The organism is Salinicoccus hispanicus (assembly GCF_009831115.1).
In the GTDB taxonomy this organism is placed as follows: Bacteria; Bacillota; Bacilli; order Staphylococcales; family Salinicoccaceae; genus Salinicoccus; species Salinicoccus hispanicus.
On sequence record NZ_WUUK01000004.1, the window covers coordinates 251,442 to 273,094 of the forward strand.

Sequence of the window (21,653 nt, forward strand, 5' to 3'; positions counted from 1 at the left end):
AATCTGAAGGATTGCGTCTTTTTGTTTTTCCAATCATGTTGTGTCATAATTTTTCCAAGGAGGTGTTCTGTTGATCTTCACATTGATGTATATATTATTTGCCGGGTTGCTGCTCAAATCTTTCCATACCCATTACATATCTGATAAAAGAAAGTATTTCAGCTTTGATGACCGGCGGTTTACGGACGATGACTACCTGAAAGTACAGGATCTGAATATTGGACGGCTGGAAGGCATATTTCTTTTTACCATGCTTGGGTTGCTTCTTCTGGCATTGGGCGTGCATCTATTCATCGACCCTGTACTCTCGATATGGTTCCTTGGAATCTTTGTCGCGGTCATGATGCTGCTCAGTCTGATTGTCGACCTCAAGCTCTACACTGTCGCTCATGACAGGAGTCATCTGGTGATGGCCGTCATCTGGCTGGCAGTCATTCTAGGCATATTCATTTTCCTCTTCGCACGCGGTACCGAAGATGTCGATATGATATTCGAAGATACACATGCGAGGATGCTGCCTGCCGACATCGGCTACGCATATGAGGAAATAGAGAGCGTCGAAATGGTGACAGCGACACCGGATATTCCTTTCAATCATAATGTGCTCGGAACCTTGAGTCAGAGGCATGGTTCATTTTCCGAAGGTCAAACTTTTTATTCGCTGAATATAGAAGATCTTGGGAATGAAATGATTGTTATTGTAAGAGGGGATGTCCATACCTATATCAATGATAAGGATGAAACAGTGACCAGGGAGTGGTATGAAACTCTGCAGGAGAGTATCGAATAGGCCTTCTTTTGGCATGAAAGGCGTTTCATAATGTATGATGAAATAGATTAAATTTAAAATTCAGGATGAGGTGCGAAGGATGAAAGATAAAAGTATTATTTTCTTTGATATAGACGGCACATTGCTGAACAGTGAAAAAAAACTGCCCGAGACAACACGGCAGGCAGTAGATGAGTTGAAAAAAGCAGGACACATTGTCGCAATTGCGACCGGACGAGCGCCATTCATGTACAAGGAGCTCAGGGAATCACTCGGTATAGATACATATGTCAGCTGCAACGGACAGTATGTAGTGCTTGAAGGTGAAGTCATCTACAGGAATCCGCTTGATGCCAAGGCACTGGCTGATTTGACCAGGAAGGCACTTGATAACGATCATCCGGTTGTCTATCTGAGCGAAGATGAGATGCGTTCCAATGTACCTGAACATGAGTACATTACAGAAGGCCTCTCCGCTTTGAAGCTCGGTATCATGCCTACCCATGATTCATCCTATCATGAGGAAAAGGAACTGTACCAGACACTGCTCTTCTGTCCGGAAGGAGAGGAGCAGCAGTACGAAGAAGCGTATGATGCCTTTAATTTCATCCGTTGGCATCCAGTATCACTTGATGTCGTTCCTAAAGGCGGTTCGAAGGCGAATGGCATCGAGAAGGTCATCGATCATCTCGGCTTTTCTGCCGACAGGCAATATGCCTTCGGTGATGGACCAAACGATATAGAGATGCTGACTACAGTACACAATAGCTATGCGATGGGTAATGCGACCGACCTGGTTAAATCCTACGCAAAGCATGTAACCAGGCACGTTGATGAAGACGGCATCCTGCATGGTTTGAAGCAGGCGGGACTTATCCGGTAGTAAATAATAAAAACCTTCAGAGTCTGTACATTATAGTACATGCTTTGAAGGTTTTTTTGTGATTGGTTGGAAATTCTTTCGTATCCGTGCATTAATCTGATCTTGCGTGGCACTTCACTGTCGCTGGTAGTGGACAGCTGCTGGCCGGTAAGGTTTTTGACATGTTCATACTGGGTATCTGAAGCAGAAAAAGAATAATCAATTGAACCGAGAGGATGAGAGCATGGAAAGAGTGAAAATTGGTGAGACGAATATAGAAGCAACACGTATTGCGCTTGGCACTTGGGCGATGGGTGGCGTGATGTGGCAGAATGAACCGGATGAAAAAGAAGCGATACGCACAGTCCATGAGGCATTCAATCAGGGAATCAATATGATCGACACCGCTCCGGACTATGGATTGGGCAGATCCGAAGCATTCATTGGCAAGGCATTGCAGGAATCAGACGTGAAAAGGGAAGATATTGTCATTGCAGGCAAACCGGGCATCGACTGGACCAGGGAAGGCGATGTCTATCGTGATATGCGTCCGGAGCGTGTGGAAGAGGAAGTGGATAATACGCTGAAACGCCTGAAGACGGATTATATAGATTTATACCAGGTCCACTGGCGGGATAAGGAAGTGCCGATGGCTGAAATGGCTGGCATGATGAAGCGGCTGTATGATAAGGGGAAAATACGCGCCATCGGAGTCACCAACTTTACGCCTCGGGAAATGGATGAATTCCAGGAGGAGTCACCGTTGCATGTCACGCAGAACCAGTTCAACATGTTCCAGCGCGGTCAGAGGGACTGCTTTACCTATGGCGCGCAACATCAGATGACAGGACTTGCATGGGCACCGATGGCGCATGGCATGCTCACTGGGAAGATGGACCAATCAACGACTTTTGAAGGAGAGGATATTAGACACAGTCACCCGATGTATTCGGAAGAACAGTTTGCCAGTCATATGGATGCTATGGAAGAGCTGAAGGCTTTTGCTCTGGAGCGTAATAAGACCATGCCGCAACTTGCCATGCGCTGGGTTCTGTCGCAGCCGGGGGTAGGCATTGCTCTGTGGGGTGCACGGAAACCGGAACAGCTGAAGGATGTCGAAGGTGCCAGCAACTGGATTCTGGATCAATCGGAGCTGCAGGAAATAGATGACATACTGAAGCGTCATATCGATGATCTGGACAGCAACTATCTGGAGCACTATGCACCGCCGCACCGTTCTGAAATATAGAAGAAGAAAAAATTGAACTGTGATTTTATATTGTGGACACTATGTGAAGAACGGAGCACGAGCGTTTGAATATGGATGATCAGGGTATAATTAACATGATCATATTTAAAGAAGGGTGATAATGAATGGCTAGTACAGACAACAAGCAGGAAGTAAGAGACGCACTCAATCTACAGGTCGCCAACTTTACAGTACTCTGGACGAAGCTTCACAACTACCACTGGTATGTAAAAGGAGCGAACTTCTTCTCCCTTCATGCCAAGTTCGAGGAACTCTACGACACAGCTTCCACCTATGTGGATGAGCTGGCTGAAAGGCTGCTGGCAATCGGCGGAGAACCAATCGGCAAGCAGTCAGAAGCGATTGAAAAATCGAGTATCAAAGAAGCGGAATATGAAGTGGATGCCAACGCCATGGTAAAGCAGCTGGTAACGGATTATGATGCCATCATTGAAGAACTCGATGCAGGCATCAAGTCGGCAGAATCTGCCGGAGATGACCGTACGGCCGACATTTTCATCGGTATGGTGACTGATATTGAAAAAAATAACTGGATGCTCAAATCTTTCCTTGGAAAAGAAGTCAGCCAGTAGACGCATGGAAAAGATCCAGCTCCCAAAGGGGAGCTGGATCTTTTAGTATCTGTAATATCTACTGTTTGGAATATCCATATTCATCATCTGTCGCTGTATCATCTGGCTTTCTAATATTGTACTTCCATGCCTCATCTTCATCAATCATCTTTTTGACAGCGTAGATCGTCAGGAACTGCAATACAATGATTGGTAGTCCCATCATCCCCGAAATGACTTCGAGTGGTGCAAGTCCGCCAATCTGCATCAGAACCAGAGCCAGGCCGGTGATGATCAGAGCAACGAAAATTCTGAGGAATTTCGATGGATCATTTTCGCTCATGTCGTTTCTGCTGGTATAGGCTGCAATTGTAAATGTAGTTGAATCCAGTGTTGTTGTCAGGAAGATCATCGCGATGATGATGTAGAGAACCATGACCAGTCCCGACCACGGAAGAGTCTGGAGGATATCAGGAATCATCTGTACTGCTTCCTGATTCTCCGCCAGTGCCAGGATATCAAGCTGACCATTCAGCTGTCTGTGCACTCCGAGACCACCAAGTATGCCGGTTGCAATCCAAGATAGTGCTGTCGGTGCGAGAAGATAGGTCAGTATCATTTCTTTTATTGTGCGGCCTTTGGAGATTTTTGCTGCAAATACGCTGTGCAGCATGGCCCATGTTGCACTATAGGCAATCCAGAAGATCATATGGCTTCTCATATGGGCCGTCTGTTCGACAGCCATGGAGTCGGTAAAGAAGGAATAGGTCATATAGTTGTTCAGCAGGTGTCCGATGGAATCCGTGAAGTAGTCAAGAATGAAGATTCCCGGACCAATCACCAGAATGAACAGTGCCAGGATGGCAGCCAGGTATATGTTCAGTACACTAAGACGTTTGATTCCTTTTTCGATACCCAGATAGGCACTGAGTGAGAACAGTGCGACCCAGATTAATGTGACGATCATCGTCATTGTAAATGTAACTTCGATATTCATCAGGGCAGCAAGGTTGGATGTAATGATTGGTGTACCGAGTCCCAAGGTTACTGCGGCACCGGACAGTATGCTGACCAGGAACAGAATATCAATCAATATGCCACCGATACCATCGGTGAAGCGGTCGCCGAATATGACGCGGGTTGCTTCCGAGACACGCATCATCGGGCGTTTTTTTACGTGGATGACATATGCAATTGCTGGCGCCGTCATGACAAATATGGAAAATATCTGGAAGCTCCACATATACATGGCGTAGGCGTTACCCCAAAGCATGGCGTCTGTTGATCCAGCTGCTATTCCAAAAGGTGGATTGTTGGCAACCTCTGCCCATTGGACCATACCGGTTCTCATGATGGTGGAACCGAGCCCCATGGCAATAAGTATGGAAGCGTACGACATCAGTGAAAAACGTGGTTTTTCATCCGGTGCACCAAGTACAACCTTTCCGTATTTTGAAAATGATAGATAAAGACCGGCCACAAGCAGAAGCGTGGCGTACCAGATATATCCCCACCCGAAATTGGCAACGATCTGATCGAAGATGCCGTTGAGCAGCTCCAGTGATTCAGTCTCATACAATGCCAATGGAACGCTGACGATGAGTATCAGGAGTAAAGAAGGCAGAAAAATTTTCCAATCAATCGCCTGCAGACCACTCCTTTTTGGCTTGTTCGACATAAGTATTCTCCTTTTATATTATATTTTTGCAGTCTTACACGCATACTACATATATATAACAATTACTTAATGATAAAACATGGAATTTTATATTTAGGATAATAAGAAGGGTGTAGTACAATTGAATTAATGATACCACCATGGAACAGGTATGGAATTATAGATGAAGAGGTGAGAAGATGGAAGAGTCAAATAATCGGGAGCTGTCATTGAAACTTTATGTGGTGCTGCACCATGCCTTTCATGCGCTTCAGAGCGAAGCGTTCAAGGATATGAGAAAGCACGGCCTCAATCCTACTGCTTTTGCTGTATTGGAACTGCTATATAATAAAGGTCCACAGCAGGTCCAGCATATCGGGGAAAAGGTACTGATCTCCTCAAGTTCAATCACCTATGTGGTCACCAACCTCGAAAAAGAGGACTATGTGAAGAAAGAGCAGTATGAAGCGGACCGTCGTGTTTCGTATGTTTCTTTGACGGGTAGAGGAAAATCGTTGATGGATAAGATTTTTCCCGATCATGCAGAACGTCTTGAGCAGGTTGCAGATGGTCTCGATCCTGAAGAAAAGGACGAGCTGATCGAGTTGCTTAAAAAATTGGGGAAAAACGTTTCGCTGTAACGTATCTTATCTGTGACATCATTCTTACGAAGGAGAGATATCATGGCAGAACTGAATTTGGCTGTAGTCTACTACAGTTCGACTGGTACCAACCATCAGATGGCCCAATGGGCTGAAGAAGCAGGTAAGAGTGTTGGCGCGAATGTGAGATTACGTAGAGTGCCCGAAACGGCACCGATGGAAGCAATAGAACAGAATCCTGCATGGAAAGAACATTATGAGAAAACGCAGAATATCGAGGAAGCGACTACCGAGGATCTCGACTGGGCAGATGCAATCATATTCAGTGTGCCGACACGCTTTGGTGTAGAAGCGTCCCAGTTCCGTGCTTTCGTTGATACGACAGGAGGTCTCTGGGCGCAAGGTAAGCTTGTAAATAAAGTGGCTGGTGCAATGACTTCCGCCCAGAACCCGCACGGCGGCCAGGAAGCTACAGTTCTTTCAATTCATAAGACTCTGGCGCACTGGGGTGCAATCATTGTACCTACAGGTTATGCAGATCCTGTACAATTTGCGTCAGGCGGCAACCCGTACGGGGTGTCTGCAACGGTGGACGAAAATGGCATTGTTGGAGATATAGAGGATGCTGTGAAGAGCCAGGCGAGAAGAACAATCGATATAGCGAAATGGCTAAAAGAAGGACAAGGGCAATAAGAAAAGAGGAGCAGCTGAACGGTGACGTTCAGCTGCTCCTCTTTTCCTATTATGTTTGCTTAAAAGATTACAGGGTAACTTACATGTGTAAATCATATATCGAAAAGGATGGGATATCATGTTCTACCACAGAAAAGAATTGCAGTTCGAAGCCATGCCGGAAAAACCGAATCCGGTATTTGCAAAGATGTTACAGGAAGTCATTGGCGGCCAGTATGGTGAGATGTCAGTAGCGATGCAATACTTATTCCAAGGATGGAACACGAGAGGGAATGAAAGGTATAAAGATCTTCTGATGGATACAGGTACCGAGGAACTTGGTCATATAGAAATGCTCGCAACGATGGTGGCCAGACTTCTTGACGGTGCACCGATCGACGAACAGGAGAAAGCAATGAAGGATCCGGCAATCGGAGCCATCATGAGCGGTATGAATCCCCACCATGCAATTGTAACCGGGCTTGGTGCCGGTCCGGAAAATAGTGCCGGTGTACCTTGGAGCGGTGGATATATCGTAGCCAGCGGCAATATCCTAGCTGATATGAGAGCGAACCTGAATGCAGAATCCCAAGGTCGCCTCCAAGTGGCAAGGCTTTATGAGATGACGGATGACCCTGGCGTCAAGAAGATGCTTTCCTTCCTACTGGCCAGAGATACGATGCACCAGAACCAGTGGATTGCAGCAATCAAAGATCTGGAAGCCAAGGAGGGCGTCGTAACACCGTCCACCGTCACGAAGGATATGGAAGCAACAGAGTTCTCATACAAGTTGTACAACTTCTCTGAAGGGGAAGGCAGTTCGCAGCTTGAATGGATGGACGGCGTGACACCGGATGGTGCAGCAGAATTCCAATATGAGAGTACACCGAAGGCATACGGAGAAATCCCAGTACTCAATCCAGCTCCGAAATATATGCACAACACATTACCGAATCAGGACAAATAGAATCGACAGTTAAAGAAAAGCATTCCTTCTTTATGAAGGAATGCTTTTCTTGTGCCTATATATGTTCCACAAAAAGATATTGGGCAACGGTCTGGCTGATCTGTATCTCCTTATCTGAAGTACTATGATGCAGTGTAATCAGATCCAGTGCACTGTCCCGATCTTTCACAGTAATCCGATCACCGATTCCCAAGTTATGATTCTCAAAGTAGTGAAGCAGTTTTTCATCATCCACAATGCGGGATATGCGCACTGTAATGCCGGTCTCAGCCTCGGTCAGGTGGATGGTCCGCACTTCCTGTTCTTCCATGCGATCTACAGAAATGGCACCACCATGGGGGCAATGCTCCGGATAATCCAGGTACTGTTCCAATTTATCAGCGAGAACAGTACTTGTTGTATGCTCCAGCAGTTCTGCTTCCGAATGCACATCATTGATTGAAAAGCCGAGGTGTTTCACAAGAAACACTTCCCACAGCCTGTGTTTTCTGATCATTTTCTTTGCATATTCAGTACCTTCCTGGGTCAGCTTGCTACCTTTATAGGGAGTGTACACAACCCAGCCGGACTTGACCAGGCTGTTCATCATCTCCGTTACTGTTGGTGGCGAGATGTTCAGTCGATTGGCAATTTCCTTATTCGGAACCTGTTCTGTCCTGCCGCCAAGTTCGAACAGGATTTTCAAATAGTCTTCTTTAGTCGGGCTCAAAATAATCCTCCGTTCGTGGTCCGATAATTCTTCTAATCATTATGAAGCATACGCTCTAGGCGGGCAACTCGTATTTGAGTCGTGTATAGTGTGTAAACTCTTCACCGCGTCTGGTGAGCATATATCTTTCCTCGTCCTTCTCCATATACTCGTTTATCAACAGGTGGTCGATATGACGGTTGAACTGTCTGGTCGACAAATTGAAATGCGACATGATCTCCTCGCGGGTCAATGATTGATGGGACTGCTCGCTCATCAGCATCAATATCATGGCACGGCTGAATGCTTTCTTCTGCTGCATTTTCTGAATACGGCTGCTGATGAATCCTTTACTGTTGAACAGAAATACGATCATGAATGTAATCAGTGCTACGAAAGCGGTGGTTCCGGCAACCGACAGGTCGAAATAGAAGCTGATGCAATAGCCTGCGACACTGTTCAGTACTGCAAACACGAGGGTGAGACCAATCATTGCACCGAGTCTTTTGACCATCAGATATGCAGTCAGGGCAGGGGCGACGAAGAAGTTGATGACAAGTATGGAACCGACGGCATCGAAGGCTGCAACTGCTGTGACTGAAACCAGTGTCATCAGTGCGTAATGTATGAAAGCGACGGAAAATCCGGCGATATATGCAAATTTTGGATCGAAGCTTGTCACTTTAAGTTCCTTATAGAACAAGGTGACAAAGATGATGTTGATCAGCAGGATGATGGACAGCTGCCAGAGCGCATTCGGAATGCTGAAACCTAATATATCAATACGGTTGAATGGGGCAAAAATGACTTCCCCCATAAGTACAACGTCCATATCCAGGTGCACATTGCCTGCGTATTTCGAGACGAGCATGATGGCGATGGCGAACAGGGCTGTAAAGACAAACCCGATGGCCGCATCCTGGCGGATCAGTTCTGTTTTTGAAACAAGTTCAATGATATAGACGGTTGCCAGGCCGACAAGGCTTGCTCCAATGATGAGCCACGGTGAACGAATATCATTTGTGATGAAGAAAGCGATGACGATGCCGAGCAGAATCGTATGGCTGATTGCATCGGTAACCATTGCCATGCCACGCAATACAAGAAAGACCCCAAGCAGGCTTGCAGCCAAAGCGGTGACAATCAGTACGAATAGGACTTCTATCATCATGAGCGTTCACCCACTTTTCTTTTGAGCATACTGCGCCTGAGCAGTCCTTTTCTTGCAAACAGTAGGGACAGGAGCACGATGGCCGACAGTACGAGTATGATTGCAGGTCCTGTGGCAATATCATTGGCCGCAGTACTGATATAGGTGCCTGTAAAAGCTGAAACAGCACCTGCTATACCTGCAATGACAAGTACGTGGATAAATCGATCGGACCAGAGCTGCCCGATTACAGCAGGGGCGATCAGCAGATTGACGATAAGGATGGCACCAACGGCTTTCAAGCCGACTGCAATCAGTGTAATTGTGATGGCCAGTATCATGAAGTTCATCATCATATTGCTGATGCCGATACTCCGGCTGTATACAGGATCGAATATATATATTTTGAGCTGCTGATAGAATAGTGTAAAAACCAGCAGACTCAAGCCGGAGGCAACCAGTATGAGATATACATCACTGCGAAGCATATAGGCAGCCTGTCCGAATATATAGTCGGAGAGCCCCTGTGTACCTTCAAAGTCCGGGTTTCCCTGTACAAAACTCATCAGTGCCATGCCGAGTCCGAAAAATGAAGAAAGAACAAGGGCAAGGGCGCTGTCGAGTGTAATAGTCGAGTGTTCGGTGATGATCTGGATGATGAAGAATGCGATGATGCCGAGTAATAGAGCACCAAGCGCCAAAGTGAGCGCATCCCGGGTGCCGGCAAGCATGAAAGCAAGCACAACACCTGGGAAAGTGGCGTGGCCTACGGCATCTCCGATCAGACTCTGGCCTTTGATGACACTGACTGTACCGATGATTCCTGAGGCAATGGCAAGAATGACTGTCCCGAGAGCCACAATCATGAAAGTGTAGCTTGTCAGTATGTCACTCATGAGCACCACTCGTCTCATAGTAGGCTTGTTTGATATTCGATTCATTCCAAATGGCTTCAACAGACCCTTCGGCGATGACGGTCTTATTGAGAATTACAGCGTAATCAAAATATTCTTCCACCGTGTCCAGCTGGTGATGGACGACGATGAATGTCTTTCCTTCCTGCTGCAACGATTTCATTACATCAATGATCAGTTTTTCAGTAGTGATGTCGATGCCTTGAAGCGGCTCATCCATGATGTATATATCTGCATCCTGAGCGATGGCACGAGCCAGAAAGACTCTTTGACGCTGACCACCGGATAGCTCGGATATCTGCCGATTTCTGAAAGTCTCCATTTTCATGGTCTTGAGGGCGGAAAGGGCAATATCTGCATCCTGCCTGTTCGTACGTTTGAACCATCCTTTGTGTACGTATCGGCCCATCAGTACTACATCCAGTACGGTCGCAGGAAAATCCCAGTTGACTTCACCTTTCTGAGGCACATAGGCGATTCTTTTCAATGCATGTCTGGCATCCTTTCCGTCGATATCTATCTTACCGGATATGGGCTTGATCAGTGTCATGATGGATTTGATCAGTGTCGATTTGCCAGCACCATTCGGGCCGACAATGGCGGTGCGGCTATTGACAGGAATGGACATATTGACATGCCATAATGCGGGTTTTTCCTGATAGGCGACGTTCAGATCCTTTATTGTGATGAGTGTTTCCATACATTGGCCTCCTTATTTCAGATGATCTGTAATGGTATCGATATTATGCTTGAACATGCTGATGTATGTGTCTCCCTCACTGCCTGCTTCAGCCAGCGAGTCGGACAGCAGTGCGTCATCCCGGGTGCCGACGACTTCGACTGATCCACCTCTCGACTGGATGATTTCCTTCAGGCGCTGCATCCGGTCCGGATTTGTAGTGGTCTCGACGAATACCGCCTTGATGCCGTTTTCCATGATCAGATCCGCTGTGGCTTCGATTGTATTATTGGATACTTCAGCATCTGTAGAGATACCTTGGGGCGCATGGACTTCAAGATCATAATTTGCAGCCAGGTAGCCGAAGGCATCATGAGGGGTAATGACGAGCCTGGAAGATTCAGGGATCTCTTCAATACGTTCCTCGACGTAATCATCTAGTTCATCCAAGGATCTGAAATACGCTTCCTTATTTTCAAGGAAGGCTTCCCTGTGTTCTGGGTAATCCTCGGAAAGCTTTTCACAGACGGTATCCATAGCCGACTTGTAGAGGGCGATATCAAACCAGAAGTGGGGATCTGCCTCGCCTTCGCCTTCCTGCAACAGGGAGGTTTCCTCAAAGCTTTCAGTAACGGATGTGCCATTCTCCAGTACATCCGCCATCCGCCCTTCAAAGTTCAGCCCCTGATAGATCAGTGTGTCGGCGTCCAGTATCAATGCCAGGTCGCTGGCTTTTGGCTGGTAGATGTGGGGATCTTCACCTGCAGGAATGATCAGTGAAGTGTCAAATGCATCGACACCCTCACTCAGAACCCGAACCATGTCATAGATGAATGTCGTTGTAACTACGACATCCGGCTGTCCGTCCTCCTTGTTCTGATCGCTGCAACCATAAGAGAGCAGCAGAACTGCAGCCATCAAAAATAAAATAAGTGTTTTCTTCATGCTACACCTCCTCTCCTTTTTATTTAGGTTACCCTAATAAAAATATTTAGTCAAACCTAAAAATAAGACGCTATATTATCCTGCAACTGATAATGTTGAATTTCGTATTTAATTGTTTAATTTCATATTGAGGGGAAAAAGAGAAGGGGATCGGCTTTCTTCAATAGAAGATACCGGCATGAATCCAAATCACTGTTAGAACGCCCCGGGTCATTTATCAAGAATTGATGATTTTCCTGACCTATATTCATATTAGACAGTTGAACAGCTTGAATTTCGTTTTGGAAACGAAAAATATGGGCGAATGGCAATCGAATCATGGCTTCGAGAGATGATGGCCCAGCCTTACCTTCAGTTGAAAGGTGGCCGTCGTCATCTATGATATAATCGAGTTGAATAAATGCGAACATTTTCATAAGGAGGGGTATCATGAAAAAGCGCGCCAGCGGTCTATTGATGCACGTCTCATCATTGCCTGGAAAATACGGCATTGGAGATTTTGGGGAGCATGCGTACCAATTTGTAGACTTCCTCTCTGCTACAGGCACAAAATACTGGCAGATACTTCCGCTCGGCATTACGAGTTTCGGGGATTCTCCCTATCAGAGTTTCTCTGCTTTTGCTGGCAACCCCTATTTCATCGACTTCGATCGACTGCTGGAGAAGGGATGGCTGAAAAAGTCGGAAATTGTTCAGACGGATCTTGGTGAAGATGATGAAAGTGTAGATTATGCGAAACTCTATGAAGGGAAGATGTCCTTGCTGCATAAAGCGTTCCAGCGTGCCTATCCGGAGCTTGAGGATGAACTCGAGCGTTTCATGGCATCCCATGAAGACTGGCTGCCTGATTTTGCGTGTTTCATGGCCATCAAGAATGCATATGGTAATATTGCCTGGACTGCATGGCCTGAAACCTATCGGCTCCGGGACGCGGAAGTATTGCAGGAATTCCGCCGAGATCATAAAAAGAATATACACTTCTGGGTCTTTACCCAATACTTGTTTTTCGAACATTGGCATGATCTCAAAGTGTATGCTAACAAAAAGGGCATTCGAATCATTGGTGATATTCCAATTTATGTTGCGGCAGACAGTGCGGACGTCTGGTCACGTCCGGATCTGTACAAACTGGATAAAAATCTGAATCCCGAAGTTGTTGCCGGCGTACCGCCCGACATGATGAGCGACAGTGGCCAGCTTTGGGGGAACCCGATCTATAACTGGGAAAACATGAAGCAGGAAGGCTATCATTGGTGGATCAGACGTGTTGAAGAAAGTTTTGAACTGTTCGACGCAGTCCGTATCGATCATTTCAGAGGTTTTGAAGCCTACTGGGAAATACCAGCAGAAGATGAAACAGCAGAAAATGGAAAATGGATCAAGGGGCCGGGTCTTCCATTATTCAAGGCAATAAAGGAAAAGCTCGGAGATAAGGAGATTCTGGCGGAAGACCTTGGCTTCCTGACGGAGGAGGTCTACGACCTGATTGAAGCCACAGGCTATCCCGGCATGAAAGTGATGCAGTTCGGTTTCGGTGACGAGGATTCCGAATATATGCCGCACAACTATACAAGACACTCCATTGCGTATACTGGCAACCATGATACACAGACGATGCAGGGATGGCTTGATACTGCGGATCCCGCAGTTGTAGAGACAGCAAAAGACTACTTGAACCTTACTGAAGATGAAGGCTATGTCAATGGCTGCATCAGAGGGGTATTCGCGTCATCTTCCAACCTGGCAATCATTCCTATCCAGGATCTTCTGGGCCTCGATGACTCGGCCCGCTTCAACTGGCCATCGACCATCGGAGGAAACTGGGAATGGCGCATGACAGAAGAATCACTCAGAAAAGAGCATAAATCATATCTTAAAAATCTGAACAAACGCTACGGGAGGTCATTATGACATCGTTACAACTCAAAGAAAGAATTGAAGGGAAAGCTTACGAAAGCCACGGCCAGTCCTTTTACGCATTGAACGAAAAGGAACAATTCAAAGTAGTCGGCAATGCTGTAATGGAGTATGTTGTACCGAAATGGATCGAATCCAAAAGGAAGTTCAACAAGAAGAAGCAGGCATACTACCTATCAGCTGAATTTCTGATGGGTCGTGCACTCAGTAATAATCTGGTCAATCTCGGCATAGATGATGAAGTCAAAAGAACGCTTGAAGAGATGGGTGTGGATTATAACGCACTCGAAGATGCAGAGGATGATGCTGGTCTTGGTAATGGCGGGCTCGGTCGCCTTGCCGCATGCTTCCTTGATTCCGGCGCAACACTCGACTACCCACTATCCGGATATGGCATACTTTATCAATATGGCATTTTCAAGCAGAATTTCGTCAACGGCTTCCAGGTCGAATCCGCCGACCCTTGGCTTGAGCATGGCAACCCCTGGTTGATCAAGAATAATAATGATACCAGAATCGTCGAGTTCAGTGATGCTGACAAGGTGGAAGCTGTACCGTATGATATGCCGATCGTAGGTTACGGTGGCGACACCATCAATACGCTTCGTCTATGGAAAGCCGAAGCAATCGACAAATTCGATTTCAGGGCATTTGATGAGGGTAAATATATCGATTCGGTAAAAGCCCAGGACGAAGCAGAGACAATTTCGCGAATACTCTATCCGAATGATTCGACAACAGAAGGCAAAAAACTCAGACTCAAGCAGCAGTATTTCTTCACTTCAGCGTCCCTTCAGGATCTGATGATCAAGTACAAGGCGGAAGGGCATAAGAATTTTGATGACTTTTCGAAGCTCCATTCCATCCAGCTGAATGACACTCATCCGGCCCTGGCCATTCCTGAACTTATCCGACTGCTTGAAAAAGAGGGTGTGGAGTTCGAGAAGGCTTTTGATATTACACAGAAATCCATGGCCTATACAAACCATACACTGCTCGCAGAAGCGCTGGAAGTCTGGGATAAGGGGCTCTTCAAGTCAGTGCTGCCTAACCTGTATCCGTATGTTGAAGAAATCAATTCCCGTCTTATCTCAGAACTGAAAGAATGGCAAATTGACAAGGATGAATGGAATAATTTCCTGATCATCCAGAATAATGGCATTCATATGGCATTCATGTCCATCTATGCAACGCGTGCAGTAAATGGCGTGGCTGCGATTCATACGGATCTGCTCAAAACCGATGTCATCAGTTCATGGCACAAACTGTTCCCGGACCGGATCGTCAATAAGACGAATGGCATCACACAGAGAAGGTGGCTGCTCCAATCCAATCCCCAGCTGAGTGAAATGATCACAGAGCTGCTCGGGTCGAAGGAATGGGTTACAGAGCTCAGCCAGCTGAAAGCACTGGAAGCAAATCAGGATGATGATCAGGTGCTTGATCGCTTCATCGATATCAAACACGAAAAGAAAAAGGAACTGGCAGAATACATCCAGTTCCATGAAGAAGTGAATATCGATCCGGACTCCATTTTCGATATTCAGATCAAGAGACTGCATGAATATAAGCGCCAGCTGATGATGGCATTCTATATCGGTGATCTATACAACCGTATGAAGGCCGACCCTGAAGGGGAATGGACAAAACGGACGTTCATCTTCGGAGCGAAGGCAGCACCTGGATATTACATTGCCAAAGCAATCATCAAGTATATCAATGAACTGGCAAACCGTGTGAACACCGATCCCGAAGTGAATGGCATCATCAAAGTGGTATTTGTTGAAAACTATGGTGTTTCATATGCTGAAAGATTGTTCCCGGCAGCAGATGTGTCTGAACAGATCTCCACCGCAGGCAAAGAGGCATCGGGTACAGGAAATATGAAGTTCATGCTCAACGGTGCTGTCACAGTAGGTACGATGGACGGTGCCAACGTGGAGATTGTGGAAGAAGCGGGCAGAGAGAACAACTATATTTTTGGTATGGAAGTGGACGAAGTCGTAGAAAAACGGAAAAACTACAATCCAGTCGATGCGATGAAGCAGACCGAAGGACTTGAACAGGTTGTCGAATCATTGGTTGATGGTACATTCCATGATAACAACACCGGCATGTTCCGTAATCTATACAACAACCTGACACAGGAAGATCAGTATTTTGTGCTGGAGGACTTTGAAAGTTATCGCCGGGTACAGGATCAGATAGCCGGAGACTTCAAGGACCAGAAAGCCTTCTATAGAAAAGGATTCATCAATATGGCCAATGCAGGCAAGTTTTCTTCTGACCGTACAGTGGAAGAATATGCAACGGATATCTGGCACGTGGCCAGACAGCAATAAAATACTTCAAAGTCATATAAATGGCCTGGCCGCATTTGCGGCCAGGCCATTCTTCTAATCACCAAGCAGAAACTGCTCTTCGTCCCTGGAGTGGATTTCATCCACTATGATGATGGAGACCGAGTAGTCGATGAGCTTCTGGAAATCGACGGCTTCATTGGAAAGCTCGATCTTCATACGTTCAATCATAATGCGCATCAGGTCGTGATCGCGCGTCAGCTGCTGCACTTTGTCATGGAGTGCGGGGTTTTTACTGACTGTTTCCTGATACAGTCCGTCCTCCTCTTCTTCACTTTCGGCATGTGCAAGAATGCGCTGTTCCACATATTCGATGAATGACTGCATCTCGAGAGCAAGTGCCTCATGTTCCTGTTTATTCAATAGAGTTTTCATATCCGTAACGTGGTCCTCTGCACCTCCCAGGCTTGCGTCATGAATCGCGCGGTGAGCATGAAGTTGTCTTAGTGCTGGTCCTGCCATAGTATCGCCCCCATGATATAACTTTTATTTGTCTTCTTTTATCGGGTTGGTCGCCCACATCTGGCTTGTCTTGATGAATGTTCTTGGATTCAGTTTAAGCTGGCTGACGATGATGTCCGCAATATCCTCTGCATGCGTCATCGTCTCCTTTTTAAGACCAGTCTCACCAATCAGATCCGTCAGTACCGCTGATGGTGTCAGATATGACACTCTGATGTTGTGCCGGCGCATTTCCTGCATGACACCCTCCGTCATACCGATGACTGCAAACTTCGTCGCAGAATAGAGGGAACTGTTCTGTCCGCTTTTCAATCCGGACATGGATGAGATATTGATGACGTCTCCCTGGCCTTGAGTCTGCATTAACGGAAGTACACCATGCATCATGTGATAGATGCCGAATACGTTGACATCCATCATTTTTCGCAAGTCTTCTTCGGAACTGTCCAGAAAAGAAGTGGAGTTCATGATACCTGCATTATTGATCAGGATATCGATGCGGTCGAATGGATCGTTCACTTCACTGAGCATGCGATCGACATCTTCTTTATTCGACACGTCGCCATTCAGCCCGATGACTTCTACATCGTGCTTCTGAAGTTCTTCTACCGCACCCTTCAGTGTATCGGCGTTCCGTCCGATGACTGCAACGTTGACGCCTTCTTCTGCCAGCGCATGGGCAGTAGCGAGTCCGATGCCCTTTGTACCTCCAGTGATTACAGCATATTTCCCTTGGATTTTCTGCATGAATTTTCTCTCCTTATTAACAAGACTTATAGTTTCATTGTAGCAAAGACGCAGTCGGCAGGCACTGATGAGGCTTTTCTTGTGTTAGAATCATTGTATAATGAAAGAAAAAGGACATAGGACAGATGAGGAGGCAGTAAAATGAACGAATGGTTCGAACTTGCACAGGAGAAGGATGAAAAGGATACGCTCGCCAAGTATAAAGAAGAATTCTACCTGGGAGAAGCCGTCCATTATATGGATGGAAATTCACTCGGACTTATGAGCAGACCTGCAGAGCAGAGTCTGCTTGATGTCATGGAAGACTGGAGACAGCACGGCATAGATGGATGGACGCGTGGTGACCGCCCATGGTTCTATATGAGTGAGAAACTCGGAGAGATGATGGCGCATCTCGTGGGCGCAGGCGCTCATGAAGTGCTTGCAACGAACTCGACGACCATGAACATCCATCAGACCGTCCGGACACTCTATCAGCCGACAGATGAGAGGTACAAGATTATGGTCGACGATCTTAATTTTCCGTCGGATATCTATGCAGTGCAATCGATTCTTGATGACTACGGCTATCCGGATGGTATGGTCAAAGTCCCATCGGCTGAGGGACATACCCTCTCGACTGATGCGATCATCGATCGGATGGAGGAGGATGTTGCGATGATACTGCTGCCCTCTGTGCTCTACCGCAGTGGACAGGTGATGGAAATGAAGAAGTTGACCGAAAAGGCCCATGAAAAAGGCATTCTGATCGGTTTTGACCTGTGCCATTCCATCGGTTCAGTGCCGCACAGCCTCAAGGAATGGGATGTGGATTTTGCGATGTGGTGTACATATAAGCATCTGAACGGCGGACCGGGCTCCGTGGGCGGACTTTACGTCCATGAAAAGCATCATGATCTTGGAGTGAGTCTGAAGGGCTGGTTCGGCAATAATAAGCAGACCCAGTTCGATATGGTGCACACATTCGACCAGGCTCATGACATCAGCCAGTATCAGGTGGGCACCCCACACATCTTTTCCATGGCGCCGCTGCTTGGTTCTTTGACAATGTTTCAGGAGGTCGGCATGACGAACATACGTATGAAATCACTCGAACTCACGGATTTCATGATGAACATGATCGAAGCGGAACTCGAAGGACATGAAGTGGAGATTGTTACACCGAGGGCGCATGAACATCGCGGTGGGCACATACTGATCGGTCATCCGAAAGCCGCCGGTATCAATGCGGCCTTGAAATCTAAAGGTGTCATTCCCGATTTCCGTGCACCAAGCTACGTCAGAATCGCACCGGTTGCATTGTATAATTCGTTCGAGGACGTATACCATACCGTGATGATTCTGAAGGAAATCATGGACGAACGGCTATATGAGCAGTTTGATAACCAGCGGGGAGTGATCGCCTGATGTGGAAGGATATTACGCAGACACTCGATGATGCCATTGCCCATTGGCCTGAGGATACGCCGTTCACATACGAGCGCACAGTATCAAAAGAGCAGAGCGGATCAGTCAATATAGGCAGGATTGAAACAAGTACGCATATCGGTACGCATATCGACGCACCCTTTCATTTTGATGACTCTGGAGCTACAGTGGAGGCGCTCGATATCAACCGATATATCGGTGAGGCCACAGTAATTGAAGTGTCGGCTGAAGAAATCATTACACTGGAAGCCCTGGAAGCTTTTCATATCAAAGGGACGATACTGCTCATAAGAACAAAAGACCGGACTGAGCGCACCATCTTTCCAGACCGTATTCCTGTACTCGAGAAAAGGGCGGTCGAACATATTGCTCTGCACGGAATCAAGCTCTTTGGTATCGATGTAACATCCGTCGACCCGATTGATTCGAAGACGCTCGATATCCATCATCTGCTGTATGAACGGGATATCATGATCATAGAAAATACAGTATTGGATGATATCGTCCCCGGCTATTACGACTTTATTGCCATGCCTCTGAAAATCAGAGGTGGGGATGGCTCGCCTGTGCGTGCTGCACTACGCTTCAAAGGAGGATTTGAAAATGAGTGATTATCAGGACCATACACTTGATGGGGAGAATGTGAAGACGGATTTTTTGAAAGACATGACATATGGTGAATACCTCAGTCTCGACCGTATACTGTTTTCCCAGAATACATTGACGGACGAGCATGACGAAACACTGTTCATCATCATTCATCAAGTTTCCGAGCTGTGGATGAAGTTGATCATCCACGAAATCAATTCGGCGATTGAAGATATAAAGATAGATGATTTCCGGATGGCATTCAAGAAACTGGCGCGGGTGACCAATATCCAGAGGCAGATCATTTCAGCCTGGGATGTACTGTCCACTATGACACCGAGCGACTACTTGAAGTTCCGTGACAGCCTCGGTAATGCTTCAGGATTCCAGTCCTACCAGAACCGCATGATGGAATTCAGTCTCGGGTACAAGACGACGCATGCACTTAAAATATATGAGAAGGATACCGTAGTGCATGAGCAGCTCAAGTCCCAGCTCATGAAACCAAGCATCTATGATGAAGCCATTCGTGCAGTCGTCAGGGCGGGGTTTGAAATCGATGATGCTGTGCTGCAGCGTGAAGTGACAGAAACCTATGTACCGAACGCATCCGTCAAGGAAGCATTCAAGCAGATATACTTGAATACGGATCAGTATTTCGAATTGTATGAGATGCTTGAGAAACTTGTGGATGTGGAAGACCTGTACAGTCAGTGGCGATTCAGACATATGAAGACAGTTGAACGCATCATCGGCTTCAAAAAAGGTACCGGTGGAAGTTCTGGAGTGGACTATTTAAGACGGGTAATCGATGATTACTTCTTCAAAGAGCTTTGGGAATTGAGATCTGAACTATAAAAAAGGGGTGACAGCATGCGGGACTATGGTCAGACGAACATTTTCGATCACGTGATCAAAGAGGATGAAACATTCGTGATTGTCGTCCAGGAAGTCACAGAGCAGAATGGACAGCTTCAGAAAAGGGTGCTCAGAGAGTATCCGAGCCTTAAGATGGAAGGAATGAAAAACCTTTTCGAACATCTGAGGGATGTGTACCGTGACGAAGCATTTTCCGCCCGTGGCAAGTATTTTGATATTACCGTATATACGAATGAAGACTACGCAGGGGATAATATATATGCCCATATAAAGAGATACCGCAACAGCAAAGAATGGACGACGGCGTCCAAATGATTAAAATACCCCTGATCAGGGGTATTTTTTAAACGCTTTATTTAATTTAGAATATTCTGTTTAAATGTATTATTTTTATGATACAATTAAAACTAAGTAAAGAAAATATTTACAAAGGGGACAGGACGTATGAAAAAATTCTCATGGTTATTTGTTTTGATGCTTACGTTGTCATTTGTACTTGCAGCATGCGGCGGAGGCGGTAGTGACGAGGAAACAACCGAAGAAGCAACGACTGGAGAAGAGTCGACTGAAGAAGGTGAAACGTCCGGAGATAGTGCTTCCGGAGAAGATTGGGTTGAAAACATTACTGTATTGACTGGTGGAGAAGCAGGGGTATACTTCCCACTTGGCGTAGCAATGGCGGATATCATCGATTCCGAGTTGGAAGATGTTTCCGCAACAGGTGTATCATCCGGTGCTTCGGTTTCAAACGCTGAGCAGTTGAACAATGGGGAAGCGCAGCTTGCACTTGTTCAAAACGACATTGCTTATTATGGTGCAGAAGGCACAAACATGTTTGATGAGCCGCTTGATAACTACAGTGGCGTATTTACAATCTATCCTGAGACGATCCAGCTTGTAACATTGGCAGACTCGGGTATAGAATCCGTATCCGACCTTGAAGGCCGACGTGTTGCTGTAGGCGATGTCGGTTCAGGTACCGAGGCCAATGCGACACAGATTCTTGAAGCGCATGGCATAAGTGTGGAAGATCTCGATGCACAATTCCTCGATTTCGCAGATGCTTCAACAAACCTGCAGGATGGTAACGTGGACGCTGCATTTGTTACGGCAGGAACACCTACAGGTGCTATCCAGGAACTCAGTGCAAGTGCAGATGTCAGTCTTGTAAGTTTTGACCAGGAGGCAATCGATGGTCTGATGGAAGAATATACGTACTACACTCAGCAGGAAATTCCAGCTGATGCATATGAGAACTTCGACAGCACAGCGACAACTGTAGCCGTTCAGGCGATGCTCATCGCTTCGAATGATATTCCAGAAGACCAGATGTATGAAATCACCCGGGCCATCTTTGAGAACCTTGATGATCTGGCGAATGCTCACGTACGTGGAGAAGAATTGACTGTAGATACAGCAGAAGATGGCATGTCCATCGATCTTCACCCAGGCGTACAGCAGTATTATGAAGAACAGTAATTCAATGGAGGATAGGGATATCAAAAAGACATTGCAACGACGCAATGTCTTTTTGGCCCTTATGGGA

General features: G+C 46.4%; 22 protein-coding genes. 14 read left to right on the plus strand and 8 right to left on the minus strand.

All coding sequences use genetic code 11. The features are described 5' to 3' along the window. The first annotated feature begins 85 nt into the window (after positions 1 to 85). The 4 genes from GQ671_RS11210 (at position 86) to GQ671_RS11225 (ending at position 3,473) form a co-directional block, all read left to right on the plus strand. On the plus strand, positions 86 to 790 hold the full coding sequence (locus GQ671_RS11210) for a hypothetical protein (RefSeq protein ID WP_246153245.1): 705 nt from the start codon (positions 86 to 88) through the stop codon (positions 788 to 790). Between the two features lie 79 nt (positions 791 to 869). After that, positions 870 to 1,652, plus strand: a complete 783-nt coding sequence (locus tag GQ671_RS11215; protein WP_160657113.1) for a Cof-type HAD-IIB family hydrolase — start codon at positions 870 to 872, stop codon at positions 1,650 to 1,652. 223 nt (positions 1,653 to 1,875) lie between these two features. Beyond that, entirely contained in the window at positions 1,876 to 2,880 is a 1,005-nt protein-coding gene (locus GQ671_RS11220) for an aldo/keto reductase (RefSeq protein ID WP_160657116.1), read from the plus strand. A gap of 125 nt (positions 2,881 to 3,005) precedes the next feature. Further along, the gene (locus GQ671_RS11225) at positions 3,006 to 3,473 is read left to right on the plus strand and encodes a Dps family protein (RefSeq protein WP_160657119.1); all 468 of its coding nucleotides are present in this window, start codon (positions 3,006 to 3,008) and stop codon (positions 3,471 to 3,473) included. A 58-nt stretch (positions 3,474 to 3,531) separates the two neighbouring features. On the opposite strand, the gene GQ671_RS11230 is transcribed toward GQ671_RS11225, so the two are convergent. Continuing rightward, positions 3,532 to 5,130 (minus strand): BCCT family transporter, encoded by a 1,599-nt coding sequence (locus tag GQ671_RS11230; RefSeq protein WP_160657122.1) that lies wholly within the window; start codon positions 5,128 to 5,130, stop codon positions 3,532 to 3,534. 179 nt (positions 5,131 to 5,309) lie between these two features. On the opposite strand from GQ671_RS11230, the gene GQ671_RS11235 reads away from it, so the two are divergent. From GQ671_RS11235 to GQ671_RS11245, 3 genes are all read left to right on the plus strand, one after another. Beyond that, complete coding sequence (locus tag GQ671_RS11235) at positions 5,310 to 5,750, plus strand: MarR family winged helix-turn-helix transcriptional regulator (protein WP_160657125.1); 441 nt, start codon at positions 5,310 to 5,312, stop codon at positions 5,748 to 5,750. Positions 5,751 to 5,792: 42 nt separating this feature from the next. Further along, positions 5,793 to 6,404 carry an NAD(P)H:quinone oxidoreductase gene (wrbA, locus tag GQ671_RS11240; protein WP_160657128.1) on the plus strand — a complete coding sequence of 204 codons (612 nt, stop codon included), beginning with the start codon at positions 5,793 to 5,795 and terminating at the stop codon, positions 6,402 to 6,404. Between the two features lie 118 nt (positions 6,405 to 6,522). Next, complete coding sequence (locus GQ671_RS11245) at positions 6,523 to 7,350, plus strand: manganese catalase family protein (RefSeq protein ID WP_160657131.1); 828 nt, start codon at positions 6,523 to 6,525, stop codon at positions 7,348 to 7,350. 55 nt (positions 7,351 to 7,405) lie between these two features. Here GQ671_RS11245 and GQ671_RS11250 read toward each other — a convergent pair whose 3' ends face one another. From GQ671_RS11250 to GQ671_RS11270, 5 genes are read right to left on the minus strand one after another with little or no spacing between them, the layout of a single operon-like run. Further along, a complete protein-coding gene (locus GQ671_RS11250) occupies positions 7,406 to 8,059 on the minus strand; it encodes a metal-dependent transcriptional regulator (protein ID WP_160657134.1) in 654 nt (217 codons plus the stop codon). 55 nt (positions 8,060 to 8,114) lie between these two features. Further along, positions 8,115 to 9,209, minus strand: a complete 1,095-nt coding sequence (locus GQ671_RS11255) for a metal ABC transporter permease (protein WP_246153246.1) — start codon at positions 9,207 to 9,209, stop codon at positions 8,115 to 8,117. Further along, positions 9,206 to 10,084 carry a metal ABC transporter permease gene (locus tag GQ671_RS11260; protein ID WP_160657137.1) on the minus strand — a complete coding sequence of 293 codons (879 nt, stop codon included), beginning with the start codon at positions 10,082 to 10,084 and terminating at the stop codon, positions 9,206 to 9,208. The genes GQ671_RS11255 and GQ671_RS11260 overlap by 4 nt, the downstream gene beginning before the upstream one ends. Beyond that, complete coding sequence (locus tag GQ671_RS11265) at positions 10,077 to 10,802, minus strand: metal ABC transporter ATP-binding protein (protein ID WP_160657140.1); 726 nt, start codon at positions 10,800 to 10,802, stop codon at positions 10,077 to 10,079. The genes GQ671_RS11260 and GQ671_RS11265 overlap by 8 nt, the downstream gene beginning before the upstream one ends. A 12-nt stretch (positions 10,803 to 10,814) precedes the next feature. Beyond that, positions 10,815 to 11,726 (minus strand): metal ABC transporter solute-binding protein, Zn/Mn family, encoded by a 912-nt coding sequence (locus tag GQ671_RS11270; protein WP_160657143.1) that lies wholly within the window; start codon positions 11,724 to 11,726, stop codon positions 10,815 to 10,817. Between the two features lie 429 nt (positions 11,727 to 12,155). On the opposite strand from GQ671_RS11270, the gene malQ reads away from it, so the two are divergent. Together malQ and GQ671_RS11280 are read left to right on the plus strand one after the other, a co-directional pair. Next, positions 12,156 to 13,637: a 4-alpha-glucanotransferase gene (malQ, locus tag GQ671_RS11275; RefSeq protein ID WP_160657145.1), complete on the plus strand. Its 1,482-nt coding sequence runs from the start codon at positions 12,156 to 12,158 to the stop codon at positions 13,635 to 13,637. Next, positions 13,634 to 15,985, plus strand: a complete 2,352-nt coding sequence (locus GQ671_RS11280; RefSeq protein WP_160657148.1) for a glycogen/starch/alpha-glucan phosphorylase — start codon at positions 13,634 to 13,636, stop codon at positions 15,983 to 15,985. The genes malQ and GQ671_RS11280 overlap by 4 nt, the downstream gene beginning before the upstream one ends. Before the next feature lie 54 nt (positions 15,986 to 16,039). Here the strand turns inward: GQ671_RS11280 and GQ671_RS11285 are convergent, their stop codons facing one another. Continuing rightward, positions 16,040 to 16,465 (minus strand): hypothetical protein, encoded by a 426-nt coding sequence (locus tag GQ671_RS11285; protein WP_160657151.1) that lies wholly within the window; start codon positions 16,463 to 16,465, stop codon positions 16,040 to 16,042. Between the two features lie 24 nt (positions 16,466 to 16,489). Then, positions 16,490 to 17,212 carry an SDR family NAD(P)-dependent oxidoreductase gene (locus GQ671_RS11290; RefSeq protein ID WP_160657154.1) on the minus strand — a complete coding sequence of 241 codons (723 nt, stop codon included), beginning with the start codon at positions 17,210 to 17,212 and terminating at the stop codon, positions 16,490 to 16,492. 141 nt (positions 17,213 to 17,353) lie between these two features. On the opposite strand from GQ671_RS11290, the gene kynU reads away from it, so the two are divergent. The 5 genes from kynU to GQ671_RS11315 all read left to right on the plus strand — a co-directional run bounded on the left by kynU (position 17,354) and on the right by GQ671_RS11315 (position 21,586). Continuing rightward, the gene (kynU, locus tag GQ671_RS11295; protein WP_160657157.1) at positions 17,354 to 18,619 is read left to right on the plus strand and encodes a kynureninase; all 1,266 of its coding nucleotides are present in this window, start codon (positions 17,354 to 17,356) and stop codon (positions 18,617 to 18,619) included. Beyond that, the gene (gene kynB / locus GQ671_RS11300) at positions 18,619 to 19,251 is read left to right on the plus strand and encodes an arylformamidase (protein ID WP_160657160.1); all 633 of its coding nucleotides are present in this window, start codon (positions 18,619 to 18,621) and stop codon (positions 19,249 to 19,251) included. Before kynU ends, kynB begins: the two co-directional genes overlap by 1 nt. Further along, complete coding sequence (locus GQ671_RS11305; RefSeq protein WP_160657163.1) at positions 19,244 to 20,086, plus strand: tryptophan 2,3-dioxygenase; 843 nt, start codon at positions 19,244 to 19,246, stop codon at positions 20,084 to 20,086. The genes kynB and GQ671_RS11305 overlap by 8 nt, the downstream gene beginning before the upstream one ends. A 15-nt stretch (positions 20,087 to 20,101) precedes the next feature. After that, the gene (locus GQ671_RS11310) at positions 20,102 to 20,422 is read left to right on the plus strand and encodes a hypothetical protein (RefSeq protein ID WP_160657165.1); all 321 of its coding nucleotides are present in this window, start codon (positions 20,102 to 20,104) and stop codon (positions 20,420 to 20,422) included. 159 nt (positions 20,423 to 20,581) lie between these two features. Further along, positions 20,582 to 21,586, plus strand: coding sequence for a TAXI family TRAP transporter solute-binding subunit (locus GQ671_RS11315; RefSeq protein WP_322789479.1), 1,005 nt, complete (start codon positions 20,582 to 20,584; stop codon positions 21,584 to 21,586). Positions 21,587 to 21,653 lie beyond the last annotated feature (67 nt).

Coding starts and splice junctions, on each gene's coding strand:
- kynB (WP_160657160.1), top strand. CDS start 18,619: ATGTGGAAGGATATTACGCAGACACTCGATGATGCCATTGCCCATTGG.
- GQ671_RS11220 (WP_160657116.1), top strand. CDS start 1,876: ATGGAAAGAGTGAAAATTGGTGAGACGAATATAGAAGCAACACGTATT.
- GQ671_RS11230 (WP_160657122.1), bottom strand. CDS start 5,130: ATGTCGAACAAGCCAAAAAGGAGTGGTCTGCAGGCGATTGATTGGAAA.
- GQ671_RS11290 (WP_160657154.1), bottom strand. CDS start 17,212: ATGCAGAAAATCCAAGGGAAATATGCTGTAATCACTGGAGGTACAAAG.
- GQ671_RS11305 (WP_160657163.1), top strand. CDS start 19,244: ATGAGTGATTATCAGGACCATACACTTGATGGGGAGAATGTGAAGACG.
- GQ671_RS11235 (WP_160657125.1), top strand. CDS start 5,310: ATGGAAGAGTCAAATAATCGGGAGCTGTCATTGAAACTTTATGTGGTG.
- kynU (WP_160657157.1), top strand. CDS start 17,354: ATGAACGAATGGTTCGAACTTGCACAGGAGAAGGATGAAAAGGATACG.
- wrbA (WP_160657128.1), top strand. CDS start 5,793: ATGGCAGAACTGAATTTGGCTGTAGTCTACTACAGTTCGACTGGTACC.
- GQ671_RS11260 (WP_160657137.1), bottom strand. CDS start 10,084: ATGAGTGACATACTGACAAGCTACACTTTCATGATTGTGGCTCTCGGG.
- GQ671_RS11280 (WP_160657148.1), top strand. CDS start 13,634: ATGACATCGTTACAACTCAAAGAAAGAATTGAAGGGAAAGCTTACGAA.
- GQ671_RS11225 (WP_160657119.1), top strand. CDS start 3,006: ATGGCTAGTACAGACAACAAGCAGGAAGTAAGAGACGCACTCAATCTA.
- GQ671_RS11210 (WP_246153245.1), top strand. CDS start 86: ATGTATATATTATTTGCCGGGTTGCTGCTCAAATCTTTCCATACCCAT.
- malQ (WP_160657145.1), top strand. CDS start 12,156: ATGAAAAAGCGCGCCAGCGGTCTATTGATGCACGTCTCATCATTGCCT.
- GQ671_RS11310 (WP_160657165.1), top strand. CDS start 20,102: ATGCGGGACTATGGTCAGACGAACATTTTCGATCACGTGATCAAAGAG.
- GQ671_RS11215 (WP_160657113.1), top strand. CDS start 870: ATGAAAGATAAAAGTATTATTTTCTTTGATATAGACGGCACATTGCTG.
- GQ671_RS11270 (WP_160657143.1), bottom strand. CDS start 11,726: ATGAAGAAAACACTTATTTTATTTTTGATGGCTGCAGTTCTGCTGCTC.
- GQ671_RS11285 (WP_160657151.1), bottom strand. CDS start 16,465: ATGGCAGGACCAGCACTAAGACAACTTCATGCTCACCGCGCGATTCAT.
- GQ671_RS11265 (WP_160657140.1), bottom strand. CDS start 10,802: ATGGAAACACTCATCACAATAAAGGATCTGAACGTCGCCTATCAGGAA.
- GQ671_RS11255 (WP_246153246.1), bottom strand. CDS start 9,209: ATGATGATAGAAGTCCTATTCGTACTGATTGTCACCGCTTTGGCTGCA.
- GQ671_RS11315 (WP_322789479.1), top strand. CDS start 20,582: ATGCTTACGTTGTCATTTGTACTTGCAGCATGCGGCGGAGGCGGTAGT.
- GQ671_RS11245 (WP_160657131.1), top strand. CDS start 6,523: ATGTTCTACCACAGAAAAGAATTGCAGTTCGAAGCCATGCCGGAAAAA.